5 protein-coding genes are annotated in these 18,362 nt (G+C 74.6%); 2 read left to right on the top strand and 3 right to left on the bottom strand.

Annotated features, from left to right (window positions below; translation table 11 throughout):
- Nucleotides 1-45: 45 nt before the first annotated feature.
- Genes CFP65_RS28955 through CFP65_RS28945 form a run of 3 tightly spaced genes read right to left on the bottom strand, consistent with a single transcriptional unit; the run spans nucleotide 46 to nucleotide 14,470 of the window.
- Nucleotides 46-7,980 (bottom strand): type I polyketide synthase, encoded by a 7,935-nt coding sequence (locus CFP65_RS28955; protein ID WP_104818947.1) that lies wholly within the window; start codon nucleotides 7,978-7,980, stop codon nucleotides 46-48.
- Nucleotides 7,977-12,443: a MupA/Atu3671 family FMN-dependent luciferase-like monooxygenase gene (locus CFP65_RS28950; protein ID WP_254552624.1), complete on the bottom strand. Its 4,467-nt coding sequence runs from the start codon at nucleotides 12,441-12,443 to the stop codon at nucleotides 7,977-7,979. Before CFP65_RS28950 ends, CFP65_RS28955 begins: the two co-directional genes overlap by 4 nt.
- A complete protein-coding gene (locus CFP65_RS28945) occupies nucleotides 12,443-14,470 on the bottom strand; it encodes an AMP-binding protein (protein WP_254552623.1) in 2,028 nt (675 codons plus the stop codon). Before CFP65_RS28945 ends, CFP65_RS28950 begins: the two co-directional genes overlap by 1 nt.
- 275 nt (nucleotides 14,471-14,745) lie before the next feature.
- Here CFP65_RS28945 and CFP65_RS28940 point away from each other — a divergent pair, with 275 nt between their 5' ends.
- Nucleotides 14,746-16,479 (top strand): ABC transporter ATP-binding protein, encoded by a 1,734-nt coding sequence (locus CFP65_RS28940; protein WP_104818944.1) that lies wholly within the window; start codon nucleotides 14,746-14,748, stop codon nucleotides 16,477-16,479.
- Nucleotides 16,476-18,296 carry an ABC transporter ATP-binding protein gene (locus CFP65_RS28935; protein ID WP_254552622.1) on the top strand — a complete coding sequence of 607 codons (1,821 nt, stop codon included), beginning with the start codon at nucleotides 16,476-16,478 and terminating at the stop codon, nucleotides 18,294-18,296. The genes CFP65_RS28940 and CFP65_RS28935 overlap by 4 nt, the downstream gene beginning before the upstream one ends.
- Nucleotides 18,297-18,362 lie beyond the last annotated feature (66 nt).

The following is an 18,362-nucleotide window of genomic DNA, read 5'->3' as shown; positions in this document are numbered from 1 at the left end:
ACTCTCCATTGTCAGCCATGGGGGTGATTGCCGCCCGGGTCCGGATCAGTGGTCGGCCGCGGCCGACCGGGGGCCGCGCATCATGTCGCCGAGCGCCACCACGACCTTCCGCGGCCCGGCGAAGGGGCGGCGGGCGTGGGCCACCAGCATGTTGTCGGTGACGAGCACGTCGCCCTCCTGCCAGGCGAAGACCAGCGCCTCACGGTCCATCACCTCCCGGACCTCCGCGACCACCTCGTCGGGGATCGCCTCGCCGTCTCCCCAGCGGACGTTCCGGGGCAGGCCGGCCTCGCCGTAGAGGGCCTCCAGCGACTGCCTGGTGTCGGGGTCGAGGCAGGAGGGGTGGTGCAGTGCGAGCTGGTTGAAGAAGACCGCCTCCCCGGTGCGGGGGTGCGTCAGCACGGCGTCCGCGACGCGCCAGGTGCGCAGCGTGCCGTCGGGCAGCCAGCGGAAGCTCTCGCCCGCCTCGGCGCACTTGCGCTCCACCTCGGCGCGGTCCTCCGTGCCGTAGAACCTGGACCAGCTCACGTCCACCGCGTCGATGAAGTTGCGGACGTAGCGCAGCTTGCGCCGGGCGAACTCCTCGGCCAGCTCCGGGCGCAGGCTGCTCAGCACCCGCCGGCAGTCCACGATCGGCGTCTCGCCGCCCGCCCGGGCCGCCACGATGCAGGAGAAGAACTGCCGCATCGGCCAGGTGTGCAGGTGCGAGCTCTCGTTGTGGAACAGGATCGACCGGTCTTCCGGGTACGGCGTGGACTTGTAGATCCGGTTCGACCCGCCCTCGCGGGGGAGGTCGCCGTACTCGCGGAACAGCGTCGGACAGACCGCCGAGGCCACCTCCTCGAACCGGTCCACCGAACCCGGGTGGAAACCCCGGAGCAGCACGGCCCCGTGCCGGTGCAGCTGCGCGTCGACCTCCTCGCGGTTGATCCGCAGCCAGCCCGCGAGGTCGACCTCGGGCACGGCCGGCTCCAGCACCAGCGGCGCCTGCGGCAGCCCGGGCAGGAAGCCGGTCCGGACCGGGCTGATCCGGCCGATGTCCACCGACCGGCGCCGGGCGTTGCGGAGCGACCGCAGCCTGGTGGCCTGGGAGTCCTGCTCGGTCATCTCTCGTGCTCCGCTCTCGCTGTCGCTCTTCACGCGCAGCTCGCCGATCCTGGTGTCCGGCGCCCCGGCGGCCTGGTGCAGCAGCTGCGCCAGGTCGGTGGCCATCCGGTCGATCGTGGTCGCGTCGAAGAGTTCCGCGTTGTAGATGAAGGTGCCGACGATGCCCTGCTCCTGCTCCTCCATGAACAGGGTCAGGTCGAACTTGGTGTGCAGCGCGTCGACTTCGACGGTCCGCGCGGTGAGCCCGGGCAGGGCGAGGGTGATGTTGAGCTTCTGCAGCAGGAACAGCACCTGGAACAGCGGCGTGTGGGCCGGGCTGCGCTCCTGCCGGAGCTCGTCGACGAGGGTCAGGAAGGGGAGGTCCTGGTGCGCGTAGGCGTCCACCGAGGTCGTCCGCACCCGCGCCAGGAGTTCCCGGAACGTGGGGTCGCCGTCGAGGTCCGTACGGAGCACCAGATTGTTGACGAACATCCCGATCATCTGCTCGAACACGGCGCGGGTCCGGTTGGCCGTGGTGGTCCCGACCGAGACGTCGGCCGTCCGGGCGAGCCGTCCGAGCAGCACCTTGAACCCGGTGAGCAGCACCATGAACAGAGTGGCGCCCTCGGTGCGGCCCAGCTCGCCGAGCTCGGCCCCCAGCTCCACCGGGAGCACGAACCGGTGCACCGCGTTGCGGATCCGCTGGGTCTGCGGCCTCGGCCGGTCCGTCGGCAGCGCGAGCAGCTTCGGTGCACCGGCCAGCTTCCGCCGCCAGTAGGCCAGTTGCTCGTCGAAGACCGCCCCGTCGAGCCAGCGCCGCTGCCAGTCGGCGAAGTCGGCGTACTGGTGGTCGAGCTGCGGCAGCGGTGACGGGGCGCCGCGTACGAACGCGGAGTACAACGTCACCAGCTCCTCGACCAGCACGCCCAGCGACCAGCCGTCGGAGACGACGTGGTGGATGTTGACGAGCAGGACGTGGTCCTCCGCCCCCACCCTGAGCAGGGCGACCCGGATCAGCGGGCCCCGCTCCAGGTCGAACACGCTGCGGGCGTGCTCCTGGGCGAGCCCGTCGATCTCCTCCTCTGTGACCTCGCGCACCGGGAGCTCGACCGCGAACTCCTCGTGCACCCGCTGCACCGGTACGCCGTCCACGGCGTGGACCGTGGTGCGGAGCACTTCGTGCCGCCGGATGACCTCGTGCAGCGCCCGCCGGAGCTGCTCCGGCGCCAGCCGTCCGACCAGGCGGACCGCCCCGGGGATGTTGTAGGTGGCGCTGGGGCCGTGGAACTGCTCCGCCAGCCAGAGGGACTGCTGGCCGAAGGAGAGCGGCATCAGGTCGTGCCGCGGCACCCGCAGCAGCGGGACGTCCGGGTGCGCCTCCGCCTGCCTGGCCTCCACCACCTTCCGGGCCAGCCCGGCGACCGTCGGCGCGTCGAAGAGCGCCTTGACGGCCAGCTCGACGGAGAACCGCCGGCGGATCCGCGCGATCACCTGGGTGGCGAGCAGCGAGTCGCCGCCGAGGCGGTAGAAGTCGTCGTCCGGCGCCACCGCCTCGGTGCCGAACAGCTGCCGGAAGATGGCCAGGACCTCGGCCTGGACGTCCGCCTCGGCTCCGCCCGGGGTCGGCCGCCCCGAGGCCGCCGCCTCGCCGGGGTCCGACACCGCCCCGGCCAGGATCCGCGGCCCCGGCCGGTGCAGGGCCGCCGCCGGCGCGGCCGGGTCGCCGTCCGCGCTCCAGCGGACCGAGACGGTCACCCCGCCGGCGGCGGCGTCGAAGACGGCACCGGCGAGCGCGGCCCGAAGGGCGCCCGGACGGCCGGTCAGATCGGTCGTGGGCGAGAGCAGGGCGAGCCTGCCGACGCCGGCCGCCGCGGCGGCCTGCCGCAGCGTCCGGGCCGCCGCGAGGTGCGGCGCGGCCAGGGCCGGCAGGTCGGCCGCCGTCCAGTCGGTCGCGTCCTCGTCGCTCGGCAGGTCCGGCCCGTGGACGAGGACGTCCACCCGGCCGAACCGGGCAACGGCGCCGCCCAGGGCCCGGGCGACCTGATCGGCCGAGGCCGGATCGGCCTGGACCGGCCACACCTGCGCGCCCAGGGCCGCCAGCTCCCGAAGCTCCGCGATCCGCTCACGGGTGCCGCGCAGCACCGCGTCCGCGCGCCGGGCCAGGTGCGCGGCTCGCTCCGGGGAGTCGACGACCGGCTGCTGTCGAGCCAGGACCAGCCCGTAGTCGGTGCGGCCCCGGGCCGTGTCCTCCCGGGGAAAGGACAGCACGTCGGCGAAGGGCTGCTCCCGCAGCACCCGGTCCCAGGTGTCCAGCGGCACCAGCGGCGAGCCGGTGCGGACCTCCTCGTCCTCGAACAGCCACCAGCCTTCGGCGAGGCCCCAGAGCAGCTCGACCCAGCGCAGTGAGACCACGGCCTCGACCAGGCAGAGCAGCCCGTCCGGAGCGAGCAGCCCGCGCAGGTTCTCGACGGTGTGCGCGATCCGCGGCGTCGCGTGCACCACGTCGAAGCCGATCACGGCGTCGTAGGAGTGCGGGTCCAAGCCCTGCCCGGACGGACTCTCGGTGATGTCGAAGACCTGGCAGTCCAGCTGGGCGAACCCGCAGCCCGCCGCCCACCGCCGGGCCCGGCGTACGAAGGAGCCGCCGAGGTCGGTGAAGCAGTACTCGACCTCGCGCCCGTGCAGCGCCCGGCCGACGATCCGGGTCAACTGCCCGTTGCCGCCACCGACTTCGAGCACGCGCAGGGGCCGTCCCTCGACCGAGTCGGCGAGCTTGGCCAGCACCTGCCCGAGCAGCTCGGCGTAGACGCGGTAGTTGCTGGCGTCGAGCAGCGCGCGGAAGGCGTGCTCCAGCCGCGTCGGGTCACCGTTCGGGAAGAGCACCCCGACCGGGTCGGTCTCGCCGCCGAGCGCGGCCGGGAAGTGGCGCACGCAGTGGTCGAGGAAGGAGAGCGTCGGTTCGAAGCCGGGCAGTCGCGTGGTGGCCCAGGCCGAGTCGACCAGCTCGACCTGCTCGGGCCCGCGCAGGACCTCGACCCGGTCGTCGGCGCACCGGACGACCCCGTCCTCATCCAGCACGCGCAGGAAGAAATCGAGGAACCTCCGGAACGCCGGCCGCAGGCGCATGCGTTCGGCGATCTCGGTGCGCCGGTGCACCACGCCGGCCCGCAGGTCGACGCCGGCGTCCCGCAGGGTCCGGTAGACATGGCTGCCGCAGAGCCGGTTCAGGACTTCGCCGGCCTCGTCCCGGTCCCAGCCGGCCCCGGCGGCGGCAGCGAGCTCCCGTTCGACCGCGGCTGTCCCGGCCGCCTCGCGCCCCGGGTCGAAGGCACTCGCACTCCCGGACACCGCGGCCAGCGCGAGCTCCGGCCCGGTGGTGCCGTCCAGCCAGGCCGGCCACCCGGCCTCCGGCGGCAGCGGCCGCCGGTCCATCAGCGCGAGCCTGGCCCCGGGCTGCCCGGCCAGCTGCCGGGCGAGCACCCGCGCGGCTTCGGCTCCCGCCTCGGTGAGCAGGTAGGTCCGGCCGAGGTCGCCGCTCGGGGCCGGCAGCTCCTCGTGGGACTCGGTGTACCGCACCCCCGCACGGAACGCGACCAGCGGCCGGCGCGCGCCGTCGAGGAGCTCCCGGACGATCCCGTCGGCGGCCGGCCCCGGCCCGCCGTCCACATCGCAGCAGACCACCCGCAGTTCGGGGCGGTCGGCCGCCAGCGCGCGGGCGAAACCGGCCAGGGTCGCCCGATCCGGTGACGGCTCGTCACCCTCGACCACCCCCAGCAGGCCGTCCCCGACGAGCGCCAGCCGGAGCTGCGCGCCCTCCGCGCGGGCGAGCAGTTCCTCGACCCACACGCCCGCCTGCCGCAGGCCGTCGAAGACCTCGGCCCCGTCGGCCGAGGCCGGGCCGCGCCCGCATTCGAGCACGATGTGCTCCGGCAGCGGACCCCGGGCCCGCAGGGCGCTCAGCAGCGCCGCCACGTCCTCGGGGCGCGCCGGGTCGAGCAGGTAGCCGCCGTCCCGCTCGGCGAAGGCCGTGCCGGGACGCACCCGGACCAGGCTCGCGCCCTCCTTCGCCAGCCGGTCGGCCAGCTCCGGTCCGAGCTCCTCGCCGGCCACGACCAGCCAGCTGCCGGGCCGCCCCGGGGCAGCCGCGGGCTCCCCGAGCGGCGTGGCGGCCCAGCGGCGGAGGCGGCCGTCGACCGGCCCGGCTCCGTCCTGCGACGCCGGGGCGGTGGCGGGCACGGTGACGGGGTCGATCCAGTGCCGCTCCCGCTCGAACGGGTAGCCGGGCAGTGGCACCCGGTGGCGCCGCTGGCCGGCCCAGAAGCCCGCCCAGTCCACCGGCACGCCGGCGCAGTGCAACGCGCCCAGGGCCGCGAGCAGGGCGCCGAGGTCCGTGCCCTCCTCGCGCCGGCCCCGCCCGGAGGCGATCGCCCGGTCGGTCGGCACGCCGCTACGACGGATCATCGAGGTGAGCGTCCGCCCCGGGCCCACCTCCAGGAAGACCTCCGCCCCGTACTCGCCGGCCGTGCGGACGGCCTCGGCGAAGCGGACGGTGCCACGGAGCTGCCGCGCCCAGTACGCCGGTGTGCGGATCTCCGCCGCCGTGAGCACCCGGCCGGTCAGGCAGGACACCACCGGCAGCTGCGGCTCGGCCAGCTGGTAGCGGGCCACGCACTGCTCGAAGCGCTGCACCACCCCGTCCAGCATGGCGGAGTGGAAGGCGTGCGAGGTGCGCAGCCGGCGGTGCTCGACGCCCAGGGCCGAGAGCCGGTGTTCCAACTCCGCGACCGCCGGGTGCGGGCCGGCGGCCACGCACTGCTGCGGGCCGTTCACCGCGGCCAGCGAGCACTCGCCCAGCAGCGGTGCCAGTGTCTGCTCGTCCAACGGGACGGCCAGCATGGCCCCGCCGGGGACCTCGTCCATCAGCCTGGCGCGCTCGATGACCAGCTCCAGCGCGTCCTCCAGCCGGAAGACGCCGGCCAGCGTCGCCGCCACGTACTCGCCGAGGCTGTGCCCGAGCAGCACCGAGGGGCGGACGCCCCACGCCTGCCACAGTCGGGCGACGGCCAGCGAGACGGTGAACAGGGCCGGCTGGGTGAGCCAGGTCCGGTCCAGCCGTTCCCGGGCCTGCTCCTCCTCGGCGGCCGACGGCCAGATCACCCGGCGCAGGTCCACCCCGAGCGGGCCGGCCGCGAGCTCGGCGCACCGGTCGACCACCTCGCGGAAGACCGGCTCGCCGGCGAAGAGGTCGGCCAGCATCCGCAGCTGCTGGGCTCCTTGACCGGGTATCAGGAACGCGACGCCGGGGGCGTCCGCCGCGAGCCCGGACAGCGGGGCCGAGGGGCCGTGCCCGGTCAGCGCCCCGATCGCGCCGGCCCGGTCCCGACAGACGAAGGCGCGGCGGTGCGGGTGGGCCCGGCGGCCGCTGCTGAGCGTGAACGCGAGATCGGGCAGCGGTGCCTGCGAGTCCGTCCGGAGCGCCTGGGCCAGCTCGGCGGCCAGTCGGTCCAGCCCCTCCGGCGAGCGCGCCGACAGGACGACGAGCTGCTCCTGGCGGGACGGCCCCGAGGCGGCTCGCTCGGGAGCCTCCTCCACCACCACATGGGCGTTCGTCCCGCCGATGCCGAACGAACTGACCCCGGCCCGCCGCGGTGCCCCCTCGGGCGCGGGCCAGGGGCGCAGCTCGGTGTTCACGTAGAACGGGCTGCGGGCGAAGTCCACCGCCGGGTTGGGCCGCACGAAGTTGAGGCTCGGCGGGAGCTCGCGGTGCCGCAGCGCCTGCACCGTCTTGATCAGCCCGGCCACCCCCGCGGCCACGTCGAGGTGGCCGACGTTGGTCTTCAGCGAGCCGATGGCGCAGTACTGGCGACGGTCCGTCTGCTCCCGGAACGCCCGGTCGAGACCGGCGAGTTCGATCGGATCGCCCAGCACCGTGCCGGTGCCGTGCGCCTCCACGTAGCCGACGGTGTCCGGGGCGACCTCGGCGAAGGCGAGCGCCTCGGCGATCACGGCGGCCTGGCCGGCCGCGCTCGGTGCGGTGAAGCCGGCCTTCGCCGCGCCGTCGTTGTTCACCGCCGAGCCGCGGATGACCGCGAGCACCTGGTCGCCGTCGGCGAGCGCCTCGGAGAGCCGCTTGAGCAGCACCAGGCCGACCCCGCTGCCGAACCGCGTCCCGGCGGCGGTCGCGTCGAAGGCCCGGCAGTGCCCGTCCGGGGAGTGGATGCCGCCCTCCTCGTACCGGTAGCCGGCGCCGTTGGGCAGCACCGCGCCGGCGCCGCCGGCGACGGCGAGGTCGCACTCGTAGCCCAGCAGGGCCCGGCACGCCTGGTGCACGGCGACCAGAGACGTGGAGCAGGCCGTGTCGACCCCGACGCTCGGGCCGGTGAGGTCGAACTTGTGCGAGATCCGGGTCGGGGCGAAGCCCTTGTCGGTGGCGAAGAAGATCCGCTGCAGCCCGACCTGCTCGACGAGCTCCGGGTGGCCGAGCAGATTGCGGACCAGGTAGGAGGGGAAGCCGACCCCGACGTAGACCCCGGTGGTGGCGTCCAGGTGCTCCGGGTCGTACCCGGCGTTGTCGAACAGGGCCTGGGTGCCCTCCAGCAGCATGCGGTGCTGCGGGTCGAGCACGGCCGCCTCCATCGGCGTCAGCCCGAACAGGCCGGCGTCGAACCGGTCCAGGCCGTCGAGCACCGAGGCCGCCCGGACGTACCGGGGGTCACGGAGCTCCTCCTCCGAGACGCCGAGGGCGAGCAGCTCCTCGTCCGTGGGCCGGGTGACGGACTCGACCCCGTCCGCGATGTTGCGCCAGAGGCGGTCCGGGTCCTCGGCGCCCGGGAACCGGCCGGTCATGCCGATGATCGCGATGTGCTGAAGATCCTCGGTGTCGTGCTCGCTCACGGGTTGTGCCTCCTGCGCTGCTGCCGCCGGACGGCGGCCCGCTGCTTGCTCGCCCGGTCGTCGGCCCGCTCGCGCTCGGGGCCGGCGGCGCTGCCGTCCGAGCCCAGGCGGGCGGCCAGCGCGGCGATGGTCGGGTAGGTGAAGATGTCGACGAGTTCGATCGGGCCGAGACCGGCGCCGCCGATGCGGGCGTGCAACCTGGCGGCGAGCACGGAGTGGCCGCCGACCTCGAAGAAGTTCTCGTTCACGCCCACCGAGTCGCGTTCCAGCAGTTCGGCCCAGATCAGCTGCAGCGAGCTCTCGACCTGGTTGCGCGGCGCCACGTACTCGGCCGGTGCCGCCGTGGGCGCCTCGGCCGCGAGCCGCACCAGGGCCTTGCGGTCGGTCTTGCCGTTCAGGGTCAGCGGCAGGCCGCGGAGTTCGACGAACCGCGAGGGCACCATGTGAGCGGGCAGCGCGCCACGGGCGTACGTCCGCAGGCCGGGCTCGTCCCAGCCGGCACCGGGCCCGGGGACGAGGAAGGCGACCAGCAGAGCGTCGCCGTCCCGGGTCTGCCGGGCGACCACGGCGCACTCGGCCACCCCCGGGTGCGCGCCGAGCACCGCCTCGACCTCCCCCGTCTCGATGCGGAACCCGCGCACCTTGACCTGGTGGTCGAGCCGGCCGAGGAACTCCAGCCGCCCGGCACCGAGCGGCCGCACCAGGTCGCCGGTGCGGTACATGCGGGCGCCCGCCAGGTCCGAGAAGGGATCGGGCAGGAACCGCTCGGCGGTCAGCCCGGGCCGGCCCCAGTAGCCGCGGGCCACCCCCGCGCCGCCGATGAAGAGCTCGCCGGCCACGCCGGGCGGCACCGGCCGCAGTCGGCGGTCGAGCACGTGCAGGGTGGTGTTGGCCAGGGGGCCACCGACGGTGACCCGCCCCGCCTCGTCCACCTCCAGTGGCTGCACCGCCGACCACACGGTGGTCTCGGTCGGTCCGTACATGTTGAAGAGCCGCTCGGCACCGGCCCGGCGGAGCCCCTCCACCAGGTCCGGCGGTACGGCGTCACCGCCCACCAGCACCGTGCGCAGCGGCCCCAGGCCCTCGGCGCCCCCCTCCAGCAGCACCCGGGCGTAGGCCGGGGTGCACTGGAGGTGGGTCACCCCGTGCCGGGCCAGGGAGGCCGCCACGCCCGGTGATCCAGCGGGTTCGAGCAGCCGCTTGAGGTCCACCAGGTGCGGCAGCGCCGAGAGCGCGAGGTCGTCGTCCACGCCGAAGTCGACCAGGCAGGCGATCTCGTCCACGCCCACGCCGGAGAGCTCGCCGACCAGGGCCGCGCAGTGCTCCGGCGTGCCGAACAGCGCGCTGCTGCCCGCGAAGCGCTCGTACGCATGCTCGACGAGCAGCTCCCGGTGGCGCACCGGGTCGAGCCCCAGCCCCTTGGCCAGGCCCCGCATCAGGTCGATCGAGCTGCGCAGGTAGTCCTTGAAGGGCTCCCGCACCGCCTCCCGGGCCACCTCCGGGTCCGGGTGGACGAAGGTGTGCAGCATCAGCGTCACCACGCCCTCGTCGTGCCCCGCCCCGGCGCGGGCCGCGCGGTAGACCTCGATCTTGCGGGCCAGCTCCGCCACGTTCTGCCCCAGCAGGTGGGTGAGCAGGTTGGCCCCGGCCGCGCCCGCCTGACGGAAGGTCTCCTCGCTCCCGGCGGCGGTGGCCCAGACCGGCAGCTCGGCCTGGACCGGTCGGGGCAGCGTGGCGACCTCCACCTCGGCGCCGAGCCCGTTCACCCGGCGCACGGTCGCCCCGCGCCACAGGCTCCGCACGGTCTCGACGTCCGCCCACATCCGCTCCCTGCGGTCGGCGAACCGGTCCGGGGCCAGCACGAAGTCGTCCGGCTGCCATCCGGAGGCGAAGGAGAGCCCGACCCGCCCGTCGGAGAGGTTGTCCACGGCCGCCCACTCCTCGGCGACCCGCAGCGGGTCCTGCAGGGGCAGCACGACGCTGCCCGCACGCAGCGCGACGCGCTCGGTCACCGCCGCGACGGCGCTTGCCAGCACGGCCGGGTTGGGAAAGGCACCGCCGAAGGCGTGGAAGTGCCGCTCGGGGAGCCACACCGCGCGCAGCCCGTTGGCGTCGGCGAACCGCGCCCCTTCGAGCAGCATCCGGTAGACGTCACGCCCGCGGCGCTCGCCGGAGTCCGCGGCGAAGTAGAACAGGCTGAGATCGACCGGCCGCGAGGGGGCCTGCGGCGCGGGGGCGGAGAAGCGGTCCGTCTCCACGACCACGCGGTAGCCGCGGCACAGGGTCCAGAGCAGTTCGACGACGGAGATGTCGAAGCAGACGCTCGTCACGGCGAGCCAGGTCGGCTGCGGCCCGGCCGTCCGCTCGCCCACCGAGCGGTCCAGCCCGGCGAAGAGGTTGGCGAGGTTGCGCCGGGTGACCATGACCCCCTTCGGACGGCCGGTGGACCCGGAGGTGTAGAGCAGGTAGGCGAGCGCGTCGGCCGGGACGGCCTCCGGCGCGGCCGCCTCGCGTGCGGCCCCCTCGCGGGCGAGCGCCTCCAGGGTGACGGTCTCCCCCGAATACCCGGGGACGGCCCGCGCCCCGGTCCGGTCCACCAGGCACAGGGCCATCCCGCTGTCCTCGGCCATGTAGCCGAGGCGCTCGGCCGGGTACTCCGGGTCCAACGGCACGTAGGCCCCACCGGCCTCGGCCACGGCCAGCACGGCCGCCACCAGGTCGACCGAGCGCTCGGCGCACAGGCCGACGCGCACCTCGGCGCCGACGCCCCGCGCCCGCAGCGCGGCGGCCAGCAGCCCGACCCGGCGGCCCAGCTCGCGGTAGGTCAGCGACTGCTCGCCGCAGACCAGCGCAACCGCGTCCGGGGTCCGGCTCACCTGAGCGGCGAACTGGTGGGGCCAGGACACCCCGGTCGGCTCCACGGCCGGGCCGGCCGCCTCCGCCCGCAGGGCCAGTTCGGCGGCGGGCGACAGCACCGGCAGCGCCGAGACCGGCCGGGCCGGATCGGCGGCGACGGCCTCCAGCAGGCTCAGGAAGCCCTCGGCCAGCCGCGCCACGGTCGCCGGCTCGAACAGGTCGAGGTTGTAGGTCCAGGTGCAGACGTAGCGCCCCCCGGTCTCCTGCACCGCCAGCACCAGGTCGTAGGGGGCGCCGCGCTGCCCGGAGCCGGCCAGCGGCTCGATCGGCAGCGCGGGGCGATCGGCCGTCGCCTGCTGCCAGACGTACATCACCTGGAAGAACGGTGAACGACGCTGGTCCCGCTCCGGGTTGAGGTGCTCGACCAGCAGCGGGAACGGGTACGGGTGGTCGAGCGCCGTCAGCAGGGTGTGCCTGGTCCGTCCGAGCAGCGCGGTGAAGCCCGGGTCGTCGCCGAGCCTGGTGCGCACCACGACCGGGTCGGCGAAGAAGCCGACGGTGTCCTGCGTGCCGGGCTCCGACCGCTTGGCGGCCGGCGTGCCGACCACGACGTCCTCGGCTCCGGTGTGCCGGTGCAGCAGCACCTGGAGGGCGGACAGGAACAGCATGTTCGGGGTGGCGTCGGCCGCCCTGGCGATCCGCCCGAGGGCGGCGCCGAGGGCGGGCTCCAGCGCCAGCGTCAGGCGCCCGCCGGCGAAGGTCTGCCGGGCCGGACGCGGGCGGTCGAACGGCAGCCGGGCCTCGGGGAGGTCGGCGAGCTCGCCGCGCCAGAACTCCAGGTTCCGGGCCGCCGCCGGGCCGGACAGCCACCGCTGCTCGCTCCGTACCTGCCGCGCGAACTCCTCCGCCGCCGGGCCGCCCGGCGCCGTCGGGGCGTCGGCCCGGTAGGCCGCGAGCCACTCCTCGGTGATCACGTCCACGGAGCGCAGGTCCGCCGCGACGTGGTGCAGCACCAGCACCACGACCGGGTGCTCGTCCGCCGGGCCGGTCCGCAGGAGTGCTGCCCGCAGCGGCAGGTCCCGTGCCAGGTCGAACGGGAGGTCGGCGAACCCCTCGGCGACCTCCGCCACGCGCTCGGGCACCGCGGTCTCCACCCGGAGCACCGAGGCGGGCACCTCGCGCAGCTGCGGCCTCGGCTCGCCCTCGTGCCAGTGGTAGCCGGTGCGCAGGATCGCGTGACGGTCCAGCACCGAGCGCAGGGCGGCGTCCAGCCGCGCGGCGTCCAGCGCCTCCTCGGCGCGGAAGAGCAGGGCCAGGTTGTAGGCCACGCTGTCCGGGGTCAGCCGCTGGTGCAGGAGCAGGCTGCGCTGGCCCGCGGTGAGCAGCTCGGCCTGCTCCGGGCCGCCGGGCCGGAGCAGCTGCGCCACGATCTCCTCCCGGTGCTCCCGCACCCGGGCGAGCAGCTCCGGGGTCAGCAGCTCCTGCGGCCCCCGGCACTGCAGCCGACCGTCCTCCAGGAAGAGCCGGATCCCCCGCTCCTGCGCCTCGCTCACGAACCTGCGGACGTCCTCGGCCATCGCCGCTCTCATCTCCCCGTACTCAGCCATCAGCCCAGGTCCACCTGGATGTCCGCGCCCCCGTGCCGTGGTGCGCGCGCGGCGGAGCGCAGCAGGGCGGCGCACTCCGCCACGGTGTGGACGGTCGCCAGGTCGGCCAGCGTCAGCCGGTACCCGAGCCTCCCGTCGAGGTCAGCCAGCAGCCGGGCGGCCTTCAAGGAGTCGCCGCCGAGCTCGAAGAACCGGTCGCGCAGGCCCACCCGCTCGACCTCCAGCACCCGGCTCCAGGCGTCCGCCACCGCCTGCTCGACCTCGTCGCGCGGCGCCTCGTAGCCGGCCCGGGCCCGGTCCTCGGGCGGGTACTCGCCGGACAGGTAGGCGGCGCGCACGGCGGAGCGCTGCAGCTTCCCGCTGGAGGTGCGCCGGATGCCGCCGCGCGGCACCAGGACGACCTCCCGGACGGCCACCGCGTGCTGCTCGCCCACGCGTTCCCGCACCGCTGCGGCGATCTCCCGCTGCCGCTCCGGGGCAGGGCGCCCGGCCGCCTCCAGGGCCAGCACCAGCTCCTCGCCGCGGTCGCCGCCGACCGGGAAGGCCACGCACCGTCCGCTGCGGACGGCGGGGTGCGCCTCCTCCGCCGTCCGCTCCAGGTCGTGCGGGTAGTGGTTGCGCCCGTGCAACACGATGAGGTCCTTGATCCGACCGGTGACGAACAGGCCGTCCGGCCCGAGGAATCCGAGGTCACCGGTCCGCAGGAACGGCCCCTCGCCCGTGGCGAGCCGGGCCCGGAAGACGGCCTCGGTCTCCGGCTCCTTGCCCCAGTACCCCTGCGCCACGCTGGGCCCGCCGACCCAGATCTCGCCCACGGTGCCCGCCGGCACGGGCGTTCGCCGCGCCGGGTCGACGACCTCGACGCGCTGACCGGGGTCGGCGCTCGGACCGCAGCCCACGACCGTCCGGGCCGCACTGCCCGCCGCCACCTCGCGCACCCGGTGGCGCTCCAACTCCGCCGGATCCAGCCGGGCCAGGCTCGCCCCGCCCGGCTGGGCGGTCACCACCAGGGTGTTCTCCGCCAGCCCGTAGGAGGGGTGGAAGGCGTCCCGGCGAAAGCCCGCCGGGGCGAAGGCCCGGGCGAACCGCTCCAGCGTCTCGGCGTGCACCGGCTCGGCACCCGAGATCGCCACCCGCCAGTGGCTCAGGTCCAGGCCGCGCACCGCCTCCGGATCGGCCTCGGCGGCCCGGGCGGCCATCTCGTAGCCGAAGTTCGGCGCCGCGCTGACGTACCCCCGGTGGCGGGACATCGCGTGCACCCAGCGCAGCGGGTCGCGGAGGAAGGCGAACGGCGCCATCAGGTGGGCCCGGCCACCGCAGTAGAGCGCCATCAGGATTCCGCCGATGAGGCCCATGTCGTGGTAGGGCGGGATCCAGAACACGCCGTTCATCCGCCCGGCGATGCCGTAGGCGTCCCGCCCGGCCCGCAGGTTCTCCAGCAGGTTCCGGTGCGAGAGCATCACACCCTTCGGCTGCCCGGTCGAGCCCGAGGTGTACTGCAGCGCGGCCAGGCCCCCGGCGTCGGCCTGCGGCGCCGTCCAGGAGTCGGCCCACTCGGGGGAGACCGTGGCCGAGACGATCCACTCCACCCCCGGGGCGGCGTCCCGCAGCGCGCTGCCCGACACCCCGGCCGGTTCGTCGACCAGGACGCAGCGCGGCGCCGCGTCGGCGACGATCGCCCGCACCCGGTCCAGGCCGCGGTTGAGCCTGGTGGCCTCCGGCGGGTAGGCCGGCACCACGACCGCGCCCGCCAGCAGGCTGCCGAAGATCCCGACCAAGTAGTCCGGCCCCGGCTGGTTCAGCACCAGCACCCGGTCGCCAGGGCCCGCGTGGCGCTGGATCCGCGCGGCGAGGGCCCGGGCCCGGAATTCGAGTTCACGATTGGTCAGCCGTCGTTCGTGCCAGTTCTTTCGATCGGCGAAGCCGTCGAGGAAGGCATAGGTGACACCGTCCGGGTCGTGCTCCGCACGCCACCGGAGCAGGCCCCCCAGATCGTGCACCACGGGTTCGACATTCTGCTCCGACACGGCCTGACCCCTCCTCAAGACAGCCATTGCCGGTCAGGCTAGCGACGCCCGCTGAAGCACCCGTGAGATTCCGCTGCGGGCCAGTGAAGCGCTGCTGAGCACGGCCCTTCGGCTCCGGCACCGGTCGTACCCGAGTGAATTCCCGGTGGAATTCCGCTGCACTGCGGTGCAGCGGGACTGGAGCGGTCGCCCCCGGCCGTCTTCCCGGAGGGCGTTCGGGCTAGCGTGGCGGACGCACCATCTTCGTTGAGCATGTCCATGAGAGGAACGGTGTCGTGCCGGGTCGGCTCCTGAGCACCTACCTGCGCCCCTACCGCGGCTGGGTCGCGGTGGTCGTCGCGCTCCAACTCGTCCAGTCCTTCGCCGCGCTCACGCTGCCGGCGCTCAACGCCGACATCGTCGACAGCGGCGTGGCCAAGGGTGACGGTGGCTACGTCCTGCGCGTCGGCGCGGTGATGCTGGCCGCCACGCTCGTCCAGGTCCTGAGCGCGGTCTCGGCCTTCCGCCTCGCCGCGCGGACCGCCGCCGCGCTCGGGCGCGACCTGCGGGCCGCCGTCTTCCACCGGGTGCAGGAGCTGTCGCTCCGGGAGGTCGGGCGCTTCGGCACGTCCTCGCTGCTCACCCGGACCACCAACGACGTGCAGCAGGTCCAGTCGCTGGTGCTGATGACCCTCGCGATGATGGTGACGGCACCGATCGTGGGCCTCGGCGGTGTGCTGATGGCGTTCCGCCAGGACGTCCCGATGTCCCTGCTCCTCCTGGCCGGCCTGGCCACCCTCGTCCTCGCCTTCGTCCTGATCCTGCGCGCGATGGCGCCGCTCTCCGCCTCCCAGCAGCAGCTGGTCGACCGGGTCAACCGCACCCTGCGCGAGCAGATCGCCGGCGTCCGGGTGGTCCGGGCGTTCGTCCAGGACCGGCGGGAGGGCGAGCGGTTCGGCGCGGCCACCACGGAGCTGCGGGAGGTCGGGTACCGACTCGGCCGGGTCCAGGCGTTCATGAACCCGAGCGTGCTGCTGATCATCGAGTGCTCGAACATCGCGGTGCTCTGGTTCGGCGGCCACCGGGTGCAGGCCGGCTCGATGCAGGTCGGCTCGATGGTGGCACTGCTCAACTACCTGGTGCAGATCCTGCAGGCCGTGCTGCTGGCAACCACGGCCTTCCAGATCGCCCCCCGCGCGCGGACCTGCGCCGAGCGCATCCAGGAGGTGCTGGCCGCCGAGCCCAGCGTCCGGCCGCCCCGGCACCCGGTCCGCGCCTTCGAGTCGAGAGGGCTGCTGGAGCTCCGGGAGGTGGTCTTCCGCTACCCGGGGGCCGAGTTGCCCGTGCTGCGCGGCGCCGACCTGGTCGCCCGCCCGGGCGAGACCACCGCCGTCATCGGGTCCACCGGCAGCGGCAAGTCGACCCTGCTCCGGCTGGTGCCCCGACTGTTCGACGCCGACTCCGGCAGCGCCCGGGTCGGCGGGGTGGACGTGCGCGAGCTGGACCCGGCCCTGCTGACCCGGGCCGTGCGCCTCGTACCCCAGCAGCCCCACCTCTTCTCGGGGACGGTCGGCGCCAACCTCCGCCACGGCGCCCCGGAGGCCGACGAGGACCGGCTCTGGCGGGCGCTGGAGATCGCGCAGGCCCGCGAGTTCGTCGAGGCACTCCCCGGCGGCCTGGACCACCCGATCACCCGGGGCGGCCGGAACCTCTCCGGCGGCCAACGGCAACGGCTGGCCATCGCCCGCGCGCTGGCCGCCCGGCCGGACGTCTACCTGTTCGACGACTGCTTCTCGGCCCTGGACCAGGCCACCGACGCGGCGGTGCGGGAGGCCCTGGCCGCCGAGACCGCAGACGCGACGGTGGTCATCGTCGCCCAGCGGGTGTCCACCATCCGCGACGCGGACCGGATCCTCGTCCTCGACGAGGGGCAGGTGGTCGGCGCCGGCACCCACGCCGAACTGCTCCGCGACAACCCCACCTACCAGGAGATCGTCTCCTCCCAACTCGTAGAGGAGGAGGCCGCGTGAGCACCGCCAACACCGCCGCCCGGGTGGTGAACGGCCCCGGCGAGGGCGGGCCGCGGGCCTTCCGCCGCTCCGCACCACGGCTGCTGGGCACGATGGGGCCGGACCGCCGGCTGGTCGCCCTCGCCCTGCTGGCCGCGGGTGCGAGCGCCGCGCTGGCGGTGACCCTTCCCCGGCTGCTCGGCCACGTCACCGACCTGATCGTGACGGGCGCCCCCGGCCGGACCGGGGCCGACACCGGCCGGATCGGCCCGATGCTGCTGGCCGCCACCGGTGTGGTGCTGGCTGCCTCGCTCTGCGGCCTCGCCCGCGGACGGCTCGCCCAGCGCGCCTCGCAGCGCACGGCCCACCGGCTCCGGTCGGCCTGCCAGACCAAACTCACCCGGCTACCGCTGAGTTACCTCGACGGCCGACCCCGGGGGGAGGTGCTCTCCCGGGTCACCACGGACGTCGACAACATCGCGCTCACCCTCTGGCAGATCCTCACCCGGCTGATCAACTCCCTGCTGCTCGCGATCGGCGCCCTGGCGATCATGCTGTGGCTGTCGCCGCTGCTCACGCTCTGCTCGCTGGGCACGATCCCGCTGGCGGCCCTGCTCACCAAGTCCTTCGCCCGGCGGGCCCGGCCGCAGGCCGTCCGCCAGGGGGAGGCCGTCGGCGAGCTCAACGCCTTCGTCGAGGAGACGTACAGCGGCCACGAGCTGGTGAAGAGCCACGGGGATTCGCGGTCGGCGGCCGAGGCGTTCGCCGAGCGCAACGAAGCCGTCTACCGGGCCGGCCACCGCGCCCAGTTCCTGTCCGGATCCATCGGGCCGGCCGTCGATTTCCTCGGCTACCTCAACTTCGTGCTGGTCGCCGTCCTCGGCGGCCTGGAGCTGTCCTCCGGCGCCCTGACGATCGGTGCGCTGCAGGCGTTCCTCGGCTACACGCTCACCTTCAACAACCTGATCAACCAGATGGCCTCACTGACCAACATCGTCCAGTCCGGGGTGGTCTCCGCCGAGCGGGTCTTCGAGTTGCTGGACGCCGAGGAGCAGAGCCCGGATCCGCTCTCCCCCGAGCGGCCCGACCGGATCGCCGGCCGGGTCGCGTTCGAACGGGTCTCGTTCGGCTACGAGCCGGGCCGGCCGGTGATCGAGGACCTCTCGCTGACCGTCGAACCCGGCCGGACCGTCGCCGTGGTCGGCCCCACCGGAGCCGGGAAGACCACCCTCGTCAACCTCCTGATGCGGTTTCACGAGACCACGGCCGGCACCATCACCCTGGACGGCACCGACATCCGCCGGATGAGCCGGGAGGAGTTGCGCTCCGGCATCGGGATGGTGCTCCAGGACACCTGGCTGTCCGCCGGGACGATCGCCGACAACATCGCCTACGGCATGCCCGGAGCCTCCCGCGCGGAGATCGTCGCCGCCGCCCGGGCCACCCACGCGGACCGGTTCATCCGCACCCTTCCCGACGGCTACGACACCGTGCTGGACGAGGAGGGCGCGAACCTCAGCGCGGGCGAGCGGCAGCTGGTGACGATCGCCCGCGCCTTCCTGCTCCGCCCCGCCCTGCTCATCCTGGACGAGGCCACCAGCTCGGTGGACACCCGCACCGAGATGCTCGTCCAGCGGGGCCTGACCTCGCTGCGGGAGGGCCGCACCAGCTTCGTGATCGCGCACCGGCTCTCCACCATCCGCGAGGCCGACACCATCCTGGTGATGGCGGAGGGCCGGATCGTCGAACAGGGGCACCACCGCGAACTCATCGGCGCGGACGGCCCCTACGCCCGGCTGTTCACCGCCCAGTTCGCCCGCGAGCTGACGGCGGACTGACGCCGTCTCCCCCGACTCCACGGCCCGAAGCCGTACTTCATTCGGGGTAGCGAGATTTCACGGGCA

Source organism: Kitasatospora sp. MMS16-BH015 (assembly GCF_002943525.1).
GTDB lineage: Bacteria > Actinomycetota > Actinomycetes > Streptomycetales > Streptomycetaceae > Kitasatospora.
This window is presented reverse-complemented; position numbering and strand designations above follow the sequence as displayed.